The organism is Echinicola arenosa (assembly GCF_014841125.1).
In the GTDB taxonomy this organism is placed as follows: domain Bacteria; phylum Bacteroidota; class Bacteroidia; order Cytophagales; family Cyclobacteriaceae; genus Echinicola; species Echinicola arenosa.
This window is the reverse complement of the sequence record NZ_JACYTQ010000004.1, coordinates 123,854-143,362: the sequence shown is the minus strand read 5'-3', so window position 1 is coordinate 143,362 and position 19,509 is coordinate 123,854. Positions and strand designations below refer to the sequence as shown.

General features: G+C 40.0%; 18 protein-coding genes. 6 read left to right on the top strand and 12 right to left on the bottom strand.

Translation table 11 applies throughout. The annotated features are described in order from the left end of the window. Positions 1-33: 33 nt before the first annotated feature. From IFO69_RS12880 to IFO69_RS12870, 3 genes are all read right to left on the bottom strand, one after another. Positions 34-1,404, bottom strand: coding sequence for a TolC family protein (locus IFO69_RS12880; protein ID WP_192010532.1), 1,371 nt, complete (start codon positions 1,402-1,404; stop codon positions 34-36). Positions 1,405-1,478: 74 nt separating this feature from the next. Then, positions 1,479-1,961 (bottom strand): GbsR/MarR family transcriptional regulator, encoded by a 483-nt coding sequence (locus IFO69_RS12875; protein ID WP_225444128.1) that lies wholly within the window; start codon positions 1,959-1,961, stop codon positions 1,479-1,481. A 241-nt stretch (positions 1,962-2,202) separates the two neighbouring features. Beyond that, positions 2,203-2,379: a hypothetical protein gene (locus IFO69_RS12870; protein ID WP_192010531.1), complete on the bottom strand. Its 177-nt coding sequence runs from the start codon at positions 2,377-2,379 to the stop codon at positions 2,203-2,205. 215 nt (positions 2,380-2,594) lie between these two features. On the opposite strand from IFO69_RS12870, the gene IFO69_RS12865 reads away from it, so the two are divergent. The 3 genes from IFO69_RS12865 (at position 2,595) to IFO69_RS12855 (ending at position 5,518) form a co-directional block, all read left to right on the top strand. Beyond that, positions 2,595-3,728 (top strand): amidohydrolase, encoded by a 1,134-nt coding sequence (locus IFO69_RS12865; RefSeq protein ID WP_192010530.1) that lies wholly within the window; start codon positions 2,595-2,597, stop codon positions 3,726-3,728. A 30-nt stretch (positions 3,729-3,758) separates the two neighbouring features. Beyond that, positions 3,759-4,913 carry an alanine racemase gene (gene alr / locus IFO69_RS12860; RefSeq protein ID WP_192010529.1) on the top strand — a complete coding sequence of 385 codons (1,155 nt, stop codon included), beginning with the start codon at positions 3,759-3,761 and terminating at the stop codon, positions 4,911-4,913. Positions 4,914-5,113: 200 nt separating this feature from the next. Beyond that, positions 5,114-5,518: an META domain-containing protein gene (locus IFO69_RS12855; RefSeq protein WP_192010528.1), complete on the top strand. Its 405-nt coding sequence runs from the start codon at positions 5,114-5,116 to the stop codon at positions 5,516-5,518. 57 nt (positions 5,519-5,575) lie between these two features. On the opposite strand, the gene purU is transcribed toward IFO69_RS12855, so the two are convergent. Both purU and IFO69_RS12845 read right to left on the bottom strand, forming a co-directional pair. Next, complete coding sequence (gene purU, locus IFO69_RS12850) at positions 5,576-6,430, bottom strand: formyltetrahydrofolate deformylase (protein ID WP_192010527.1); 855 nt, start codon at positions 6,428-6,430, stop codon at positions 5,576-5,578. 138 nt (positions 6,431-6,568) lie between these two features. Continuing rightward, positions 6,569-9,508 (bottom strand): DEAD/DEAH box helicase, encoded by a 2,940-nt coding sequence (locus IFO69_RS12845; RefSeq protein WP_192010526.1) that lies wholly within the window; start codon positions 9,506-9,508, stop codon positions 6,569-6,571. Between the two features lie 483 nt (positions 9,509-9,991). On the opposite strand from IFO69_RS12845, the gene IFO69_RS12840 reads away from it, so the two are divergent. Continuing rightward, on the top strand, positions 9,992-11,575 hold the full coding sequence (locus IFO69_RS12840) for a hypothetical protein (RefSeq protein WP_192010525.1): 1,584 nt from the start codon (positions 9,992-9,994) through the stop codon (positions 11,573-11,575). A 62-nt stretch (positions 11,576-11,637) separates the two neighbouring features. Here the strand turns inward: IFO69_RS12840 and IFO69_RS12835 are convergent, their stop codons facing one another. Beyond that, a complete protein-coding gene (locus IFO69_RS12835) occupies positions 11,638-12,861 on the bottom strand; it encodes an FtsX-like permease family protein (protein ID WP_192010524.1) in 1,224 nt (407 codons plus the stop codon). Positions 12,862-12,940: 79 nt separating this feature from the next. Beyond that, a complete protein-coding gene (gene rbfA / locus IFO69_RS12830) occupies positions 12,941-13,321 on the bottom strand; it encodes a 30S ribosome-binding factor RbfA (RefSeq protein WP_192010523.1) in 381 nt (126 codons plus the stop codon). A gap of 180 nt (positions 13,322-13,501) precedes the next feature. Here rbfA and IFO69_RS12825 point away from each other — a divergent pair, with 180 nt between their 5' ends. Together IFO69_RS12825 and IFO69_RS12820 are read left to right on the top strand one after the other, a co-directional pair. Further along, on the top strand, positions 13,502-14,809 hold the full coding sequence (locus IFO69_RS12825) for a hypothetical protein (protein ID WP_225444127.1): 1,308 nt from the start codon (positions 13,502-13,504) through the stop codon (positions 14,807-14,809). 74 nt (positions 14,810-14,883) lie between these two features. After that, positions 14,884-15,324, top strand: coding sequence for a hypothetical protein (locus IFO69_RS12820; RefSeq protein WP_192010521.1), 441 nt, complete (start codon positions 14,884-14,886; stop codon positions 15,322-15,324). 70 nt (positions 15,325-15,394) lie between these two features. Here IFO69_RS12820 and IFO69_RS12815 read toward each other — a convergent pair whose 3' ends face one another. From IFO69_RS12815 to IFO69_RS12795, 5 genes are all read right to left on the bottom strand, one after another. After that, a complete protein-coding gene (locus IFO69_RS12815; RefSeq protein ID WP_192010520.1) occupies positions 15,395-16,057 on the bottom strand; it encodes a phosphatidylserine decarboxylase family protein in 663 nt (220 codons plus the stop codon). 122 nt (positions 16,058-16,179) lie between these two features. Beyond that, entirely contained in the window at positions 16,180-17,457 is a 1,278-nt protein-coding gene (locus tag IFO69_RS12810; protein WP_192010519.1) for a Glu/Leu/Phe/Val family dehydrogenase, read from the bottom strand. Between the two features lie 74 nt (positions 17,458-17,531). Further along, the gene (locus tag IFO69_RS12805; RefSeq protein ID WP_192010518.1) at positions 17,532-18,371 is read right to left on the bottom strand and encodes a phosphatidate cytidylyltransferase; all 840 of its coding nucleotides are present in this window, start codon (positions 18,369-18,371) and stop codon (positions 17,532-17,534) included. After that, positions 18,355-18,561, bottom strand: coding sequence for a DUF2007 domain-containing protein (locus IFO69_RS12800; RefSeq protein WP_192010517.1), 207 nt, complete (start codon positions 18,559-18,561; stop codon positions 18,355-18,357). Before IFO69_RS12800 ends, IFO69_RS12805 begins: the two co-directional genes overlap by 17 nt. After that, a complete protein-coding gene (locus IFO69_RS12795) occupies positions 18,536-19,495 on the bottom strand; it encodes a CPBP family intramembrane glutamic endopeptidase (protein ID WP_192010516.1) in 960 nt (319 codons plus the stop codon). The genes IFO69_RS12800 and IFO69_RS12795 overlap by 26 nt, the downstream gene beginning before the upstream one ends. Between the last annotated feature and the right edge of the window lie 14 nt (positions 19,496-19,509).

The following is a 19,509-nucleotide window of genomic DNA, read 5'->3' as shown; positions in this document are numbered from 1 at the left end:
AGCTGTAGATGATATATTGGGGAAGTCTATTTCTTAGTTTTTTATGATTTTTTCGATTTGGCCAGTAGACTTGTACAAGTCTGCTTCGGCCGTCTTTACATTGATAATTTGTCTGTAGTAACTTGACCTGGCCTGACGCAATGTTGTTTCTGCATCCAGTAAGTCGGTCAAAGGGGAAAGCCCTTCACGGTAGAGCTCTCCTGTTTGTTGGAGAACATCCTCAGATAGCTGTAAATTGGATTCCTGGGCCTGTAAGCTCCTAATACTATTTTTGAGTTTTTTGACTGCATTGAGGTATTCGGCTTCCGCATTTTGCTCGGCCATGTATTGGTCATATTTTATTTTTTGACCTTCCACGCTAGCCTGGGCTATTTTATTTTTCTTCTGAAATCCATCAAAAATAGGTACCGAAAGTTTTAGTCCGATCAGAGCCCCCCGGTACCACATATGGCTGGAAGAAAGGAAATCAAACTCTGTGGAGAAAGCATTGTAATTCACATCTGCAAAGGCTGAAAGTGTAGGATAGTAACCTGATTTGATATTATTGATGTTCAAATCATTTAGCTCCTGTTGCTTGCCCAAAACCTGTAAATCGTAACGCTGACTAAGGTCTGCATCCACTTGTAAAGCCTGAAGTGGACTCAGATTGTCCTTAAAATCATACTCCTCCAGACTAATGGGAGTATTAACCGGAATACCCATCACCAACTTGAGGTAATTCTTGCGCTGCTCAATGGTAATCTCCAAATTATCCATCTCCGTTTCCAAGGTTGTCAAGTTTACTTTTACCCGATTGTAATCTACCTTCCTGGCCAGGTCATTTTCATATTGTGATTTGATAATCTCCTCCAACCGTTTCAACTGGTCATGGTTGGCCTCTAAATTATCCATCTGTAACTCGGTAGAGATCACAGAATAGTAGTTCAAGGCCACATCATAGACAATATCTTCCTCGGTCATTTGAGTCAAAAGACGGTAGAATTGTTCCGATGTTTTTGCTGCCTTTAAGCCTACCAAATAAGATTGACTAAAAATTAGCTGACTAATTTGTGCGCCTGCTTTCATGCTTTGTGGCACACCAAAAGCGATAACATTAATATCACTGGGATCTGTATTGGGGTCAAGGACCCCGCCAGGAATCGCCTGGGGATATACATCCAAGAAATTATTATAATCTCCATAGGCATCAACCTGAGGCAATCCAGTTCCTATGATCTCTTTTCTCTGGTAATTGGCAGCCTCTTCATCCAGTTGGGCTTTTTTGATCTCAGTATTGTGCTTAAGCCCAAGCTCAATACACTCTTGCAGGGTAAACACACCACCTTCCTGAAATTTGTCTTGGGCAAATAAACTACCCGTTAAACAAAAGGTAGCTATCAATCCGATCAAACAATGTTTTTTCATTTTATTATTTTATAGTTAATTTCTTATTTATTACTTAGTTCTGTATTTAAAGAACTTAAAGAACAAAAAATATATCAGCTGTTATGCAGCCGATCATATTTTTCAATCAATTTGGGCATTTCTACCTTCATGAATTCAATGAATTGTTGGAAGTCCTGAATGCAGCGATTAAACTCCATATTACTGGCGGACCTCGTAGCCATCACATCCTTCAACAAGGCATTTATTCTGAAAATACCTTGCATATCCTCCTGCATATCGTTTCTCCAATTCCTCACTTTTAAGCGGAAGTAGCGTTTCCTTTCACCTGGCTTGGTGGTATACTCCACTTTATTTTGGCTCTGAAGCAAGGTAAGGGCATTACTAACAGCACTTTTGCTGACAGAAAGGTATTCTTGTATCTCATCAAATGTCGCCTCAGCTTCTTCTAATACCAACAACAATCCCATGATTCTTCCCAATATAGGCTGATGGCCCTTTCTTTCGAAGAAGACACCTATTCTTTCTATAATTTCCTGTTGTTCTGATGATAATTTCATATTTCCTCCTCTCATCATGGATGAGTTTACGATGCAAATATAGCAAAGGTTTTGTTAGTTCATAAAAAAGAGAACCAAAATTTATTTTATGACACTGTTAAAACTTCACAAACCATTCTAGACATTGGTTACAAAAGCTGCTTAAAACTAAAAACAAACGGTTCATCATAAATCTTGATTTCAACAAAGGACATGCCCAATCCTCCAAAAATAAAAAAAGGCCTCTAAAGGCCCTTCATGTTTTTGGAAAAAGATGGAATTAACTTCCACAACCAATACAGTCAAAATGGCTGTCCATAGGTTTTGTTCCTTTTAATTGCATCTCCAAATTATGGATTTTATCACGGATCTCCATGTCCTGAAACATGTCGCCAGTCAATGATGCTTGTAGTTTTTCAATCTCGTTGGTAAGCGCTGTTTTTTGTTCTGCGTTCATAGGATTTCGTTTAGTCAGTAAAAAGCAAAATTGAATATAATAAGTTCATGGAAAAAATCCATTAATCCCCTCATAAAAGTAAGTCATTGAGAGTCAATGTAAAATTTCAACCATTTTTTGCCCACTTTTTGTGGAAATTAAAGAAACCATTTTCACAATAGCTTTGTCAATAATTCAGAATAGCCTAATTTGAATACACAAGTAACTTTCCGTTTATGAAAAAGTCCGATCATCAGATATTGACCAAATTCAGGAAAGCTCTCCACCAATACCCGGAACTTTCCCATCAAGAAAAAGAAACCACCCATTTCATCAAAGACTTCTTTGAGCCTCTTAAGCCTAACGAAATGATAGAGAACTTAGGAGGACATGGTCTAGCAATAATTTTTAAGGGAAAGGAAAATGGACCTCGAACACTTTTTAGATGTGAATTGGATGCCCTTCCTATTCATGAGGAGTTAAATACAAATCATAAAAGCAAATTGGAAGGAAAGTCCCACACTTGTGGTCATGATGGACATATGGCCATAATAGCAGGTCTAGGACTTTGCCTCGCTGACAAACCATTACGGAAAGGAGAGGTAGTATTGCTCTTTCAACCTGCCGAAGAAACTGGAGAGGGAGCAGAAAAAGTAATCAAAGACAAAAACTTCGCAAAGATCAAACCTGATTTCGCCTTTGCTCTTCACAACTTGCCCGGCTACCCTAAACATGAAATCGTGTTAAAGAAGGGTGCGTTTGCAGCCGCTTCCAAGGGAATGATCATCACGCTAAAAGGAAAGACCTCCCACGCTGCCCATCCAGAAGATGGCAATAGCCCTACAGAAGCCATGGCCAAACTTATGGTGGGTTTACAAGCCATTCCACAAAGTTTGTCCTCCTTCAGCCTCATTACGGTCATTCAAGCTGAATTGGGAGAAATAGCTTTTGGTACCAGCCCCGGAAAAGCTGTTGTTAGGGCCACCTTGCGCAGTTATGATGACGAGACGATGACTCTGCTCACTACCTATGCAGAGCAGCTTTCCCTTCTCATCACCAAAGAATATAAGCTTCAATGTCATATCGATTACACAGAAAGCTTTGCCAGCACAGTCAATGATGAAGCCGCTTGGGAATACGTCAACGAAGCCGCAAAATCATTAAAACTAAAAACCAAACACATCAGAAACCCATTTAGATGGTCAGAAGATTTCGGGCATTTTTCAGCCTACACCTCTACCATGCTTTTCGGTTTGGGAGCAGGCAAATCCCAGCCCCAACTTCACGAACCAACTTATGACTTTCCGGATGACATTATTCCAACTGGTGTGAAAATTTTTGAAACCATAGCAGCACAAATCCACCAGTAACTCTTTCTCTTAAAAAACCAACTAGGCACCATGCAGCATACTTCCCATTTGGAAATCAGTAAATCAGCTTACCGCAGGAACATCAAATTTCTTCAAAAACAACTAGGCAACGAAACGGTGATTTCCTCTGTAGTAAAAGGCAATGCCTATGGACATGGTATTGAAAACATTGTACCCATTGCCGAAGCGACCGGAATCAGGCATTTCAGCACCTTCAGCTCGGATGAGGCCTTTAAAGTTTATAATTCCATCAGTAAAGGCAGCCAAATCATGATCATGGGCATGGTTCACAACAAGGACCTTGAATGGATCATTCAAAGAGACATCAGTTTCTATGTGTTTGAATTTGACCGTTTGATGGCTGCAATCAAAGCTTCCAAAAAAGTAGGCAAAAAAGCCAAAGTCCATATTGAAGTCGAAACAGGCTTTCATCGTACAGGTTTTGAATGGAACGAAAAAGAGTTTTTGCTGGATATCGTTGAAGAACACGCTGAATACCTTGAGCTAATCGGGCTATGCACCCATTATGCAGGTGCAGAAAGTATTGCTAATTATGTTCGGGTTAAAAACCAAATCAAAAGGTATTTGGAGTTTAAAGACTGGTTTAATCAAAAGGGAGTACATTTTCCCATCTACCATACTGCCTGCTCAGCAGCCTCATTGAGTTATCCAGAAACAATCATGGACATGGTCAGAATAGGCATTGCACAATATGGTTTCTGGCCTAGTCAGGAAACCTATATGAGCAAATTCAAACAATTGGCGGAAAACAGGAAAAACCCATTAAAACGGTTGATTACTTGGAAAAGCGTCATCATGAGTATCAAAGAGGTTGAAATAGGTGACTTTATTGGCTATGGAAATACCTACATGGCCCCTCGGCATATGAAAGTTGCCATGGTTCCGGTTGGCTACTGCCACGGCTTCAGCCGAATGCTCAGCAATCTCGGCAAGGTATTGATCCAGGGAAAAATGATCTCTGTGGTGGGCAATGTAACCATGAACTCCATCACGGTGGACGTCACAGATCTTAAGGAAGTAAAAAAAGGAGAGGAGGTTGTCATCATCGGTAAGCAAAAAAGCAGTGAAATTACCGTAGCTTCCTTCAGTGAATCCACCCAACAGGTCAATTATGAATTATTGACACGGCTACCCCAAGAAATCCCAAGACGCATTGTTTACTGATTCTCAACCATAATATTCACCAGTCAAATAATTTATCATAAAAAAATAACATGACATGAAAGTTAAGTATGGTATTTGTGGTTAAATAAACACCAAAACAGCTGTTTTCTTGCATTAAAATCAACAAAATCTTATAGTTGTTGATTTTATTTGAAGACAGTTGTTACGAATCAGTTTATCAACCACAAAAATTAAATAACATGAAATTGTTTAATGCATTAATGGGAATGGCCTTGATTTCTCTTTCCCTGTTTTCTTGCGGTGAACCGGAGGATATAGGAAAATATGACTGGAAAGTACGTTCGATAAATGGTGCTCCAGCCACAAAAGAGCAACTGGCTAAACTAACCCTTGAATTTGGTGAAGGACAGGAAGTGAGCGGCCAAGCCCCCTGTGACCAGTTTAGAGGAAAAGCAGTTTACAACAAAGATAAAGTAAAATTTTCTACACTTTATACAGATACACAAGCCTGCGAGGGAAAAATAATCCAAAATGCATATTTGAGCTCTTTGGAAAATAGTGAGAAATATACCACTACTGCAGATAGAATGGTTTTCTATGATGGAGACGGAAATATTACAGTTGAATTTCAGCAGATCAACTAACTTTCTATTGAAGCACTTGTTCCAAAAAAACGCCTTAAGCTTCGGGACAAGTGCTTCTTAATTAAAGATTATAGTCTTATTGCCCATAACCATTACCTTTTTAGCTAAATGATATTTGATGGCTTTAGATAGTACCACTTTTTCCACATCCTGACCTATCTGTACTAGCTCCTCCACTGTATTGTGATGCTTTACTCTCGCAATATCCTGCTCTATTATGGGTCCCGCATCCAACTCTTCTGTAACATAGTGCCCTGTGGCACCAATAATCTTAACCCCTCTTTTATGGGCAGCATGGTAAGGCTTGGCTCCCACAAAGGCGGGTAAAAATGAATGGTGAATATTAATTATTTGGTGTTTATAATTGGCAATAAATGCGGGACTCAAGATTTGCATGTACCTCGCCAATACCACAAAGTCCACCCCATGCTCCTTCATGAGCTCCAACTGTTTTTGCTCTTGCTCCAGCTTATTTTCTTTGGTGATCGGGAAGTGGTAATAGGGTATCCCAAACGCTTCTACCACCGACCTTAGGTTATCGTGGTTAGAAATCACCATTGGAATTTCCACTTCAAACTGCCCACTGTAATACCGTGAAAGTATATCAAATAGACAATGGGAAAGTTTGGAAACAAATATGGCCATTCTAGGTTTAGGCTCAGTAAAGTGTAAACTGAAATTCATCCCAAATTTCACGCCTACCGTTTCTGCAAATATCCGCTCGATTTGGTCTTTTTGGATGGCAAAACTTTCCAATTCCCACTTGGCTCTCATGAAAAAATCACCTGTTTCATTATCGATGTATTGGTCTACTTCCTGGACATTCCCATTATGAAAATAAAGAAACTGTGAGACAGCTGCTACGATACCTTTTTGGTCCCTGCACTGTATGATCAAAATCGCGCACTCCATGATTACTATTAAAAATTTTGGTAATACTAATTATAACAGCCTAAAAATATGGATAAATTATCTATAAGCCATTAATATTATAAAAGTTTATAAAAAACCTCATTTCTTAATAACATTAAAAAAATCAAGAAGCATTGCCTAGGCCAGCAATGCTTCAATATCTTCTTTATTTAGGCTCTTCATAAAGCTCTCTTCTGTACTGATCAACTCCCCAGCCAAAGCCATCTTCCTCTCTTGAAGGGCCATGATTTTTTCCTCTACGGTATTGTGTGTAATGAACTTATAGATAATCACCTTGTTTTCTTGTCCGATCCTGTGTGCCCTGTCTATGGCTTGCGCTTCTACTGCAGGATTCCACCATGGATCCAACAAAAATACATATTCAGCCTTGGTCAGGTTCAGTCCAACACCACCAGCCTTTAATGAAATCAAGAAGATTTTTACCTTATCATTTTCTTGGAAAGCATTGACCTGCGCTTGCCGGTCCTTAGTTGTTCCGTCCAAATATGCATAAGGTATTTTGCTCTCATCCAAATACTCTTTGACAATGGCCAAATGCTTCACAAATTGGCTAAACACCAAAACCTTGTGTCCTTCCCGAACCGTGGAATCCAGCATATGGGTAATATCCTCCATTTTACCGGAATCACCCGTATAGGCAGCATCAGTCAAACGAGGGTGATTGGCAATTTGCCGCAGTTGGGTCAAACCTCTCAACAAGGTAAATGCCTGACGGTTCATGCCTGGAATGCTCATCTCCTGGACAATTTTTTCACGATAATACCCTTTTACCTCCTCGTAAGCTTTTTCCTGCTCCGAAGTCATGTTCGAGTATTTTACGTTGATCACCTTTTCAGGCAAATCAGTAGCCACCTGAGTTTTGAGTCTCCTAAGCACAAAAGGCTTGATCATGGCATGCAACTTGGCAGCTTTGTCCATGTCATTTTTCTTCTCAATGGGTTGCAGGAATTGCTTTTTAAACATGCCCTGAGTTCCCAACAAGCCTTGGTTCACAAAATTCATTTGGGACCACAAATCCATGGTACCATTCTCCACCGGAGTACCGGTCAGAATCAATCGGTGCTTACATACCAATTGATTAACCGCCTTCGAGATAATACTTCCAGGGTTCTTGATGGCCTGAGACTCATCTAAAATGATGTAATTGAAATAAAAGCCCTTTAGAATATCTACATCCAAACGGGTGATCCCATATGAAGTCAACACCAGGTCATACTTGGAAAAACGACTGCTATCCTTGATCCTTTGGGAACCAGTGTAAACCAGAATTTTCAATTTTGGCGTAAACTTACGGGCTTCCACTTCCCAGTTATAGATCAAAGATGTTGGCATCACCAAAAGTGAAGTAGCGCCTTCTGTTCTTTCTTTCTCATGAGCCAACATAGCCAAAGTCTGAACGGTCTTACCCAGCCCCATATCGTCAGCCAAACAGCCCCCAAAATTATATTCATTCAGGAACCTCAACCAATCGTACCCAGCCTTTTGGTAAGGTCTCAGTGTACCTTTAAAATGTTTAGAAAGCTCATAGGATTCCATTTCGGAAAAATCCTTCAACTTCTCCAGCTTGCGGCTTAAGGTCAAATCAATAAGGTTACCTTTTTGTAGTTCTTGGGCCAGGGCAATGTGGTGCTTTTTCAACATCATATTATCCTGCTGCTGCTCACCGCTCTCCAAGAAAGAGAAAATCTCCGAGTAATTCACAAACCAAGAATCTGGAATCACGGCTATTTCCCCATTGGGCAGCTCAAACTCAGACTTTCCTTTTACCAATAGCTTTCTGATTTGGGAAAACGGCACTTCATAGCTTCCAAAGCTGATGATGGCATTGACATCAAACCAGTCTATATTTTCTTTGACTTCCACTTTGATAGAAGCATTACCGATAAAGTATTTCTTACCCTTAGCACTCTGGTTTTGGAGTATTTTCACCCCCATGTCTTCCAAGGCTTCCCGATTGGAGTTCAACCAATCAAAGGCCTTGGACTTACCCAGAGAAAAGCGCGAAGTCCTAACGGGCAAGCCTAGGTTTTTCAAATAATCGCCATAGGATTTTTCCCTCTCAAGGTCACGAATAACTTTATGGAAAACATAATTGTCCCCTTTTTGTTCCAACTCAACATTATTGGATTTCTTCTCTTCAGATCTAAATGAATAATTGCCGTATTGGAACTTTAGATCAAATACTATTTTATCTTCCTCAATGGATTCTTGGGTATTGCCAAACAAATCGGTATTGCCGCCACTTCCCGGAAGATCACTTAAACTTAGCAATGCCTCTGGCTGACTGCGCTGCACCTTGATATCAAAGCCTTTGGCATACACATCAAAGGAGGCCACCAACTGGGTGATAAACTTTTGATAATAGGATTGCTCTACGTTTTTAGGAATAACAATAAACTTTTTGTTTAAAAAAGGTTTTAGTTTCTTACCATCAACACCCTTTTCAAAATTATAAAGATTCCCGTTCACCACAAGCCAAGCCGGCTTCTCACAAATCAAGTACCCTCCTTTATATTGCCAATCCAGCTTTTCCCCGTCATATTTTAAAGTCGGAAAATAATGGGTATTGTCCTCATTTCTTCTGAAGTGAAAAAGCACCGAAGCCATTTGAGGCATCACATTGATTTCTTTCCAAATAGGATTTCCATCATTGCCCATTTCAAAGAGTCTCTTTCCTTTTATTTTCTCTAGAATCTTCGAGCGGGCACTCTCCAGTTTAAGTTCAATGAGCTTCCTAATTTCAGTATTGGCGGTAGTTTCACTGCTCGTGTCATAAACCCTGGTAAGGTATTCTTTTGGCTTCAGCTTCTTGGTATTGAATTGTTTTACGATAGCATCATGCTGCATGCTATCCATCAGCTTGATCAACTCATAATCATCCTCATCTAGCCCACTGGCAAACTCTCTCGCATTCTGCGAGGCAATATTTTGATAGGCAAAAGAAAGCCTTCCCTTTTCGTCCAATTGAATTACAAAAGACTCGAAAAGGATTCCCAAGTATTCATGGCTAAAAAGAGAATAAACAATCTCAAATGGCTTCTCCGGAGAAACTTTCATAACACTTTTTACAATACTACTTACCAAAACAACTTGTAGGGAAGTAATTTTCTAAAATATACTAGCTTGCAAAGTAAATAATTATTTGAATTTTTAATAGAAAAAAGAAAAGAAAAAAGGGATTTTTTGCCATATCTATAAAGCTATTTTACTAAGATCCTGCAGCTTCCTTAATACAGTAATAGAATATCAGACTATTTATTTAAAACAATCAGCAGTTGAGCGAAGTTGATAAAAAACGAAAAGACCAATTATGTAAACAAACTACCTAATTATGATATTTTTTTACCCATTCATGTGATCTAAAACGATTTACTTCAACAGTAAAATATTCTGGATCGATTTAAGATTTCAAAATTTTAAATCCGTTCATCCCGTCATTTCTTCCTGATAATTACAACAAATATACGATTACATCTTTTAAATACACTTTTTTGTATTTCACTTATTTCATTCGGATATTTGCCTGAAATTCACCCGCTTATGAAAAAGACCCTACTCACCCTTGGTACAGCGATCATGCTATGCCTTCCATCCTATTCCCAACAAGTACCGGGAACACAAGCCAACATTCATCTTGGCAGTCAAAACTATGTGAAAAACAACATGATGCCCAGTCAAATCGTTGGCAGCGATGATCAAGGAACTTACATCACCAAAGTTAGTCTTAAAGATGAATTAAGAAACATCCATGATTTCCCTATTCTTGAACGCTACAACAAGCAAATGGAACTCAGCCAATTCAGGGAACTTAAGGTAACGAGCACCGATCATCCAGCTCAATTTGAAAGGATAATTGAACTGGGAGACAACCTCTATTGTCTCTATAGCACATTGGAAAGGGGAACAAAAACCAAAGTTCTTTTGGCTCAAAAGATTAACAAAACCACTCTTTCCTTGGAAAATGAAGTACTGGCAATCCAGTCCCTTAATTATGACGGCCCAGCTTACGATAGTCCAAGCTTCAATATTAAATCATCCGCAGACGGCTCGATGCTCCTTGTGTCCCATATTCTTTCGAATCCAAAAAGTAAAAACGAATTGCTTTCCTTCCAGGTTCTTGACCGACATCTCAACACCCAGTGGGCCATTGATTATACCAGTGAGTTAGAGCATGGCCACTGTCTTCTAGAAAACTATCACCTGAGTCCAAAAGGAGACGTGTATGTTTTGACAAAGCACGTTAAAAAAAATGGAGACCTTGAAAAATTCTGGGAACCCAATTACCATTACCAAATTTTGGCCATCAAAAACCAGGGTAAAAAGACGCAAATCTTTTCGCCTGAAATAAAAGGGAAATTCCTCACCAAAATGCAAATAGCCACCAATCTGGAGAACGAATTGGTCTGTGCCGGACTTTACCAGGATGAAAAAGCATCCAATTCAGTGGGCAGCTACTTTATGACTTTAGATTCCTCAAACGAACTCCCAAAACAAATAAGTTTTAAGGAATTCGACCCAGTGACTGTGACCAGTGAAACCAACAAAAAAATAAGTAAACAGGAGAAGCAACTTGGGATTTTTGCTTACAATTTAAACGACATTGTTATGCGAAACGATGGCGGTGCAATACTTATCGCCGAGCAAGCGACCATGATGGCAGGCAATAGTCCTCGATCTGCTAGACATTCCAACAAAATCAGCTACAATAACATTGCAGTCATCAGTATTGATCCCGACGGGCAAGTAATGTGGACGGAAGAAATCCAGAAAAACCAAATCGCTATGGGGGGCTATAACTCCTTTTCATCCTATGCCACCGCTGTAATGCACGACAAAGTCTATTTGGTCTTCAATGACAATCCTGAGAATTTGTGTAATGGAGTCTGTGAACCCGTACTTTTCAACCCCAAAGCTCCACAAAAGGATGTCTTGGTAGCTTTGGTAGAATTGGATTGGAATGGTAAGATCAAAAAAGAAGCCCTCTCACTCTCCCAAAACATCAACATCCTGACCAAGCCTTCTGCCTGCAAGCAGGTTTCCAAAAATGAAATGGTTGTGTTAGGACAGTACAACAAAGAGTATAGGTTGGCCAGACTGGAGTTTGAAAAGACCTTCTCCTATTAAGCACTAACAAAAAGCATCAATAAAGGCCAGGTAAAATCCTAGACATTTTATCTGGCCTTATTTTATAAATGCTCTATGGTATTGACTTTTGTAGCAATAGTAGCAGGCCTATAGGAAGCTAAAAAAGTAATCATAAGTACACTCAAGCTCGTCCAGACAAAGTCCGTCCAAATGATTTCAACTGGATAGCTGTTGACCACAGAAGAACTTACGCCTAAAGAAACTAAGCCAAAACTCTGCTGCAGCCAGCACAAAAGGTAGCCTAATACCAAGCCAATCAAGGCACCAGAAAATGCAATGATCGCTCCTTGTTTGACATAAATGGAACGAATAAGTTTTTCAGTAGCCCCCATCGCCAACATGACCGCGATATCTTTTTTCTTTTCAATGGCCAACATACTCAGTGAAAAGAAAATATTAAAGGAAGCTACTGCTAGGATAAAAGTAAGCGTGATGAAAACAAATAACTTTTCTATTCTAATGGCCCTGATCAAGCCGGCATGTTGCTCGTCTTTGTTTTTTATGGTAAAAGCATCTCCCAGAATCGCCCTCAATCTACCTTTTACTTTTTCCACATCCTGACCTTCACTTACCATAACTTCCAAAGAAGTTCTCTTATCCCCATAATCCATCACATCCACGGCAAAAGACAAGGGAACCACTACATAATTGTCATCAAACTTCTTCTCGACGCTGTAAAAGCTTCCAAATCCCAAAATGCCAGAATTGTACATCTGCCTTGGGTCTAATGTACCTGCCCGTGGAGCCTTAGGGTAATACACCCTTAATTTTTCAAATTCGTTTTTTGGATCTATGCCTAAAAAATAACCAACACCTCGGCCCACAATAGCCTTCGGCACCAAATCAGTCCCTAAAGTTTTATCTCCGATTAAATTCCCGGTGCTAAAGCGATGGTCATCCAAAAAATTATCGGTCACCCCCTTCATGGTAACGATGATCTGGTCATCGCCATATTTGAGCAACGCATTGTCTTCCACTACTTCTGTCAAAACAGCTACCCCTTCTACATTACTGAGACTATCTAACCAGCCTTCACTCGCTTCAAATGACTTGCCCAAACCGGCTTCAATCTTCAAGTCCGCATCAAAGGAACCATAAAGCCCCCTGATCAAATCTTCCAATCCATTAAAAACAGAAAGCACCACGATCAAAGCAGTAGTACCTACTGCCACTCCTACCATGGCAATCCATGAAAGAACATTGATAAAGTTTCTTTTCTTTTTGCTTCGAAAATACCGGGATGCAATAAAAAAGGATAGGTTCACTGAATTGGTTGATCTAAAACAGACAATTATTTTTTCATTTTCTAAAATGATCTTAAAAGGTAATCATTTTTTCGAAAAATCAATCCTCGTCTTCATCCTCCTCTTCTGGTGCTTCAGGAATATGTAGATCACCTATAACCTTGTCCATATACTGGGCATATGCAGAAGAGTCATCTGGATAAAAAATCAATTCCGGCACTACCCGAACGGATTTCCCAATCCTGTTTCCCAAATGTCTTCTAATTTCCTTTTTATGGGAATCAATATTCTCCAACATTTCTTTATTGTTGGCCAATAAAAAGCTTAGATATACTTTGGCCACTCCCAGGTCTGGGCTCATCAAAACCCTAGTCACTGTCACCATCGCATTTCCTACCAAGGGCTTAGACTCCCGCTGGAAGATCTCACCAATTTCTTTTTGAATTAACTTTGAATACTTTTGTTGTCTCTTGCTTTCCATATTAAATAATTATCCGTACAAATTTAGTGATTTAAATGACTAACCTTTAATTTCGTACGTTTAGAATACGAAACCTTCAATGAGATAATTCCCTTGCTAAGTTTTTTCAGAATAAATGACCCATTTAGAATTATAGGTATCATCCTTCTTTTCTCTGTTTTAAGTCTACCTTATTTGTTGATGGATATTCCCTTGCTAACTCCCGAGCTATCATGGATGCTGGTAGGAGAAAGGCTTAGCTCGGGCTATTTTCTGTATCTGGATGTGGTAGACGATATTGGCCCCTTGTCTGCATATATCTATTGGTTAATAGATCTGGCCGTAGGAAGGTCATGGTGGACGTACAAGGTCTTGGCTGCGCTCATTATTTTATTCCAGGTCACCTATATCAATAGGCTCTTTATCGCCTATAAGGCTTATGATGACTATACCTATCTTCCAGCAATGGTCATGATCATCTTATTCCATTTTTCTTTTGATCTGCTCACGCTATCTCCTGCATTGATGGGTACTACCTTTATTATTTTGGCTTTGGGACAGCTCTTTTCCCAAACATTGATCAATAAGGAAAACACAGAATCTGTTCTACTGGTAGGAATATTTGGAGGTATAGCTGCATGCTTCCACTTTCCGTTGATTGTTTTTCTTCCATTTATGATTGTGGCAGGCATCTCCGTCAGCGGTTTTACATTTAGCCAGCTGGTGCTTTCATTGGTGGGCTATTTTCAGCCATTAATTCTTTGCTGTATTTATTTCTTTTGGATCGGGGGACTGCAGGAATTTATTACGGAATTTGTATTAGCCACAAGAATTACGGCCAGCTACCCCCATGTCACTTACCTGGATTTAGCCGCATTAATCGCTGCTCCCATCCTGTTTTCGGTCATAGGGTATCTTATCGGCACCGTCACGACAAACATTACCGTAAACCAGCAAAAGCAAAAACAATTGATGATTCTTTTTTCAATTTTTGCCTTACTGTCGATTTTTATTGCCAATAGAAGAACTCCCTATCAGATGGTCGTCATATTACCGGGCTTGACCTATTTTATTGCCCAAATCTTTATTTACCTCATTAACAAGAGGCAACTTAACATCTTACTTTATTCTTTCCTTATCCTTGTTCCAGCGGTGGGGTACAGTTGGGCTATCTATAAAATCCAACCCGAAAAAAGCTGGAATTACACCTTAAAGAAACCAACCCCTGCTGAAGGAAAAAAGATTCTTGTATTGGGTGACGAAATCAGTGCTTACCAAAACACCCAAATCGCAAGCCCTTTTCTTAACTATAGACTTTCTAAAAGGGTATTGACCAATTTTTCCAGCCATGAAAAGATGATTGAAGTGTATTTGGACTTCCAAAAAGAAAGGCCGGAAGTCATTTATGATCAAGAAGGTACTTTCAAGGAATTGACGAAACATATTCCAGCTCTAGCTGACCTATACCGCGAAACATCTGACGGTGTTTTTAAGTTAACCAAAAAATGAAATTTCTAATATTCTTTTTTAGGTTAACTATTCTTTTAATAGGTTTGTAATATATTTTAACAACCACAAATATTATGTACTATTTAAAATTAAGTTTCATCCTTTTAGGATTTCTATTTTTCACCAGCCAACTGGCCAATGCGCAAGTAACAGCAGGACTTTATACCAATGGAACTTTTACCCAAATAGGGATTGGCAGCAACCCTGAGAAAAAGTTTTTTGGAGAAGGCCGCCTATTTGCAGGCGACTACTTGATCAATAGCTTCGGTTTTGAGGCATTGGGGCAATACAATTTTCAAAAGTCTGATTGGGTCAATATCTCAGGGGGGCTAATGCTTGGCTATTATGAATACGTTGAAGGCATTCGTGCTGGAATTCCCTTACTATTAGCTATCAAGCCGATCCAAAATAATCGCAAATTCTCAGTTATGCTGGAAGCCACTCCAATGTACGGACATGAAATGCTAGCGCTGCGGGGAAATTTCGGATTACGATATACGCTGGGCGGCCAATAAACCATCAGTTTGTTTAAAAACAAAAAAGGCTATCCGCCATGGCGGATAGCCTTAATACTTGCTCTACTTTTTACTTTAATCGTGCCAGAGGGGTCACACCACCTTTGGTCGTATCATCAATATTTACCAGTATCTCTGCATCCAAGGGGACAAAAACATCCACCCTCGAGCCAAACTTGATAAAACCAAACTCACCACCTTGCACCAGAGGCTCTCCTTCTTTAACGTAATATTTGATCCTTCTGGCTACGGCACCAGCAATCTGCCTCACCAATAGCTTCACATCGCTTTTTGCATGCTTGATCACCATGGTTGTCCTTTCATTCTCATAGCTGGCCTTTGGATGCCAAGCCACCATATATTTTCCGGGATGGTATTTGAAATACTCCACAATACCACTGATCGGGGATCTGTTCACATGGACATTGACCGGAGACATAAAGATGGAAATTTGCTTTCTTTTCTCATGCAAAAACTCTTCTTCCACTGCTTCTTCAATAACCACCACTTTACCATCTGCAGGTGCATAAACCAGACTTTCATCATCCGGCAAAGCAATGTTGGGATTTCTAAAGAACTGCAAAACCAGCAAATAAATGATAATACTGGCCAATAGAATGAGGTTCAGGACAAGTTCTTGTCCTGGCAAAATCTGATGCGCGGCTATATTGACCCCGGTAAGGATCACCAGCATCCAGAATAATAGTTTTCTTCCTTCTTTGTGTATGGTCATATTTTAAAATTAAGGAGGCAAATTTAAGGATAAATACTCAATTTTGGAGATTTACTTTCAAATTGAATTTTCTTCTCTTATCTACCTCCTCAATATAATAATGTTTTCAAACTTTTCTTCTATCAGAAGCCTCCACGGAATTGATAGGTTTGTGCTACTTTGTCAATCGCAACGATATAAGCTGCAATCCGCATAGGCACATCATATTTGACAGACGCCTTATAAACATGGTCAAAAGCCTCTTTCATGATTCGGTCGGAACGTCTATTGACCCTTTCAGCAGTCCATTTATAGCCAAGTCTATTCTGCACCCATTCAAAATAGGAAACCGTAACTCCACCTGCATTGGCCAAGATATCCGGTACGACCATGATGCCTTTTTCATTGATAATCTTGTCTGCATTGAAAGAGGTAGGCCCGTTGGCACCTTCCACTATCAATTTGGCTTTGATATTGTCCACATTTTTCTTGGTAATCACATCCTCCACCGCAGCTGGCACCAATACATCCACCTCAAGCTCTAGCAATTCAGCTGGATCAGAAAGCTTTTCAGCTCCTTTAAACCCTTCCAAAGTCCCAAGGTTACCATTTCTATAATTGATAGCTTCCTGAATATTGATTCCGTTGCTGTTATAATAAGCTCCGGAAATATCAGAAACAGAAACTACTTTCAGTCCTCTTTCTTCCAACAACAGAGCCGCCCAAGAACCTACATTTCCAAAACCCTGTACCGCACAAGTGGCCTGAAAAGGATTGATCTTTAATTTTTCCATAGCTGCCAACGCGGAGACCATTACACCTCTACCGGTGGCTTCTGTTCGACCCAAAGAACCTCCCAATACCAAAGGCTTGCCGGTTACCACTGCATTGACAGTGGTGCCACTGGCCTTGGAGTATTCATCCATCAACCAGGCCATTTCTCTTGGACCAGTTCCCATATCAGGAGCCGGAATGTCCTTATCTGGACCAAACACATCAATCATCGCCAAGGTATAGGCCCTAACCAAACGTTCGATCTCTCCGGGAGACATTTCCCTAGGATTACACCTTACACCACCTTTACCACCACCATAGGGGATATCTACCACCGCACATTTCCAAGTCATCCAAGCCGCCAAGGCCCTTACTTCGTCAATATGCACATCTGGAGCAAATCGAATACCGCCTTTAGCAGGCCCCAGAATGTTTGAATGGATCACCCTGATCCCTTCAAACACTTTGATCTTGCCATTATCCATGGTGATCGGCAATGAAACAATAACTTGTTTTGCGGGGTTTTTGAGCACACTGTAAACCTCTTCTGAAAGGCCCAGTTTTTCTGCTGCAATGTTAAACCTCTCCATCATTGACTCCAGTGGATTTTCTTTATCCTTTATAGGAGCCGGTTCAATGTAAGCCATAATTGGGTTTGGTTTTTTTAGAGACTTAATTATGATGCAATATTAGACACTATTTCAATATCAATACACCTTTTTTAAAATATTTTCAAAAAGGCAGCTATAAATGGGGCCGATAATAACAATCCGTCAAATCGATCCATAAATCCACCATGTCCAGGAAGTCCTTTCCCAGAATCTTTAATTGCGATACTTCGCTTAAATAAAGACTCAATCAGATCTCCATATGTTCCCGCTATAATGATGATTCCTCCAATGCAAAACCATTTCCATTCGGGAATGACCATAAAATACCTGCTCAATATATAAGCCGTGACAATAGCCGTGGCCGCCCCACCTAAGCTTCCTTCCCAAGACTTCTTGGGAGACACTCTCTCAAACAACTTCGTCTTACCGAATTTTGTTCCAGCAAAATACGCTCCACTATCACTTGCCCACAAAATAAATAATGACCCAACTATGATTTCATAATGAAAGCTTCCATCCACGGAAAAAGCAGCCATATTTAACAAAGAAAATGGTACTGCCACATAGAAGATCCCCAAGAAAGTATAGGCAATCCCGGTAAAAGGTTTCTTATCCGATCTCCTATAAAGTTTGATAAAAAAGATCAAGGAGACCATGGGGAATATCAGAAAGTAGTATTTGTCCGCCATGTGTTGCATCTCCACCAAAAAGGACATAATAAAGATCAATAAGCCCAAGAATGTACCAAAACTCTTCAAAGGCAACATCCCATCCAGTCCCGAAAGCTTATAAAATTCCATTTGTGAAAATCCTAAAATGGCTCCAAAGATCACAAAATAGGTCCACTCACTATAGACACATCCAGCTACAATTCCCCCCGCTCCAATCAATGCAGTAATGATCCGCTGTGCCAGCTCACTGTAGTTGGATATATTAAAACGATATCTCATTCTTGATAATATTAACTGCCTCCAAGGCATTTTCAGAAGTAACCATCACGTGATAACTTCCATGAAGTTGATAAACTGATTCTTTTTTATTGAGCACAATGGCGGTAATATCATGCTCCAGCAAAACTCCCTTGACAATCTCAGCCCGGATAAGTATAGCTGACTCAAATACTTTCTGCCACTTTTCCATCAGGAGGGGTATTGCTGTTTTGGGAAATAAAAACACGCATACAGAATACAAATATTACTAAACCCAACAGCACCGCATACCAAGAAAACCCATCTGCCTCTTCAATATCAAACTCTACCATTCCTAGCTTGTTCAAGTACACCATCACTAAAGTAAAGGAATTATTCAGAACATGTCCCAACATCGGATAAACTAAGCTTCCTGAATACAGGTATAAATAGCCAAACAACGCCCCTAAAAGCATCCTAGGAAAGAAACCATAAAACTGAAAGTGGATTGCAGAAAAGACAAAAGCAGCAATCCACACTCCCCAATGTGCACTTCCAGTATATAGGTGGAACTTGGGCTGTACAATCCCCCTAAACAGATATTCTTCACCAATACCAGCAAAAACACCAATAACGAGCAAGCCCAAAATAAACTCCCCAGGTGTTTCGAAATCAGTAAGGTACTTGGTCAGTGCCATGGCTTGGTCCTCCATTTCCCGGGCAAAATCCTCGAATCCTTGCATAAATGCTGGAAAATCGACATTCATGTTCCACTCCACTATCGCTGAGTCAAACAAAATAAATCCAAACAGCAATGGAAAAATCAGCAATAAACTATTGAACTTTACGCGGTTAAACTGTTGTTCCCATCCGAGACTTGCTTTTTCTACAAACCTGGAAAAAATATATCCAGCTAAAAGAAAAGCCAGTCCACCGCCAAGACCTTGGAGAAATAGCATGGCCATTCGTCCATTGGGATGATCCAGTTCTCCCTGAAACAGGGGCAGGATGTCCTTATAAGGGATATTGAACAAAAATGGGATCAGAACAAGTGCAATTCCTTGAGTCAGTGCGAGTGCGCCAAAAGTGATCAAAACAAGAACAACCAGGGACAATAACCAGTTGTGTTTTGCAGCAATTTGACTTTGGGTTTTATAAATCTCCATAATTGGGGTAAATT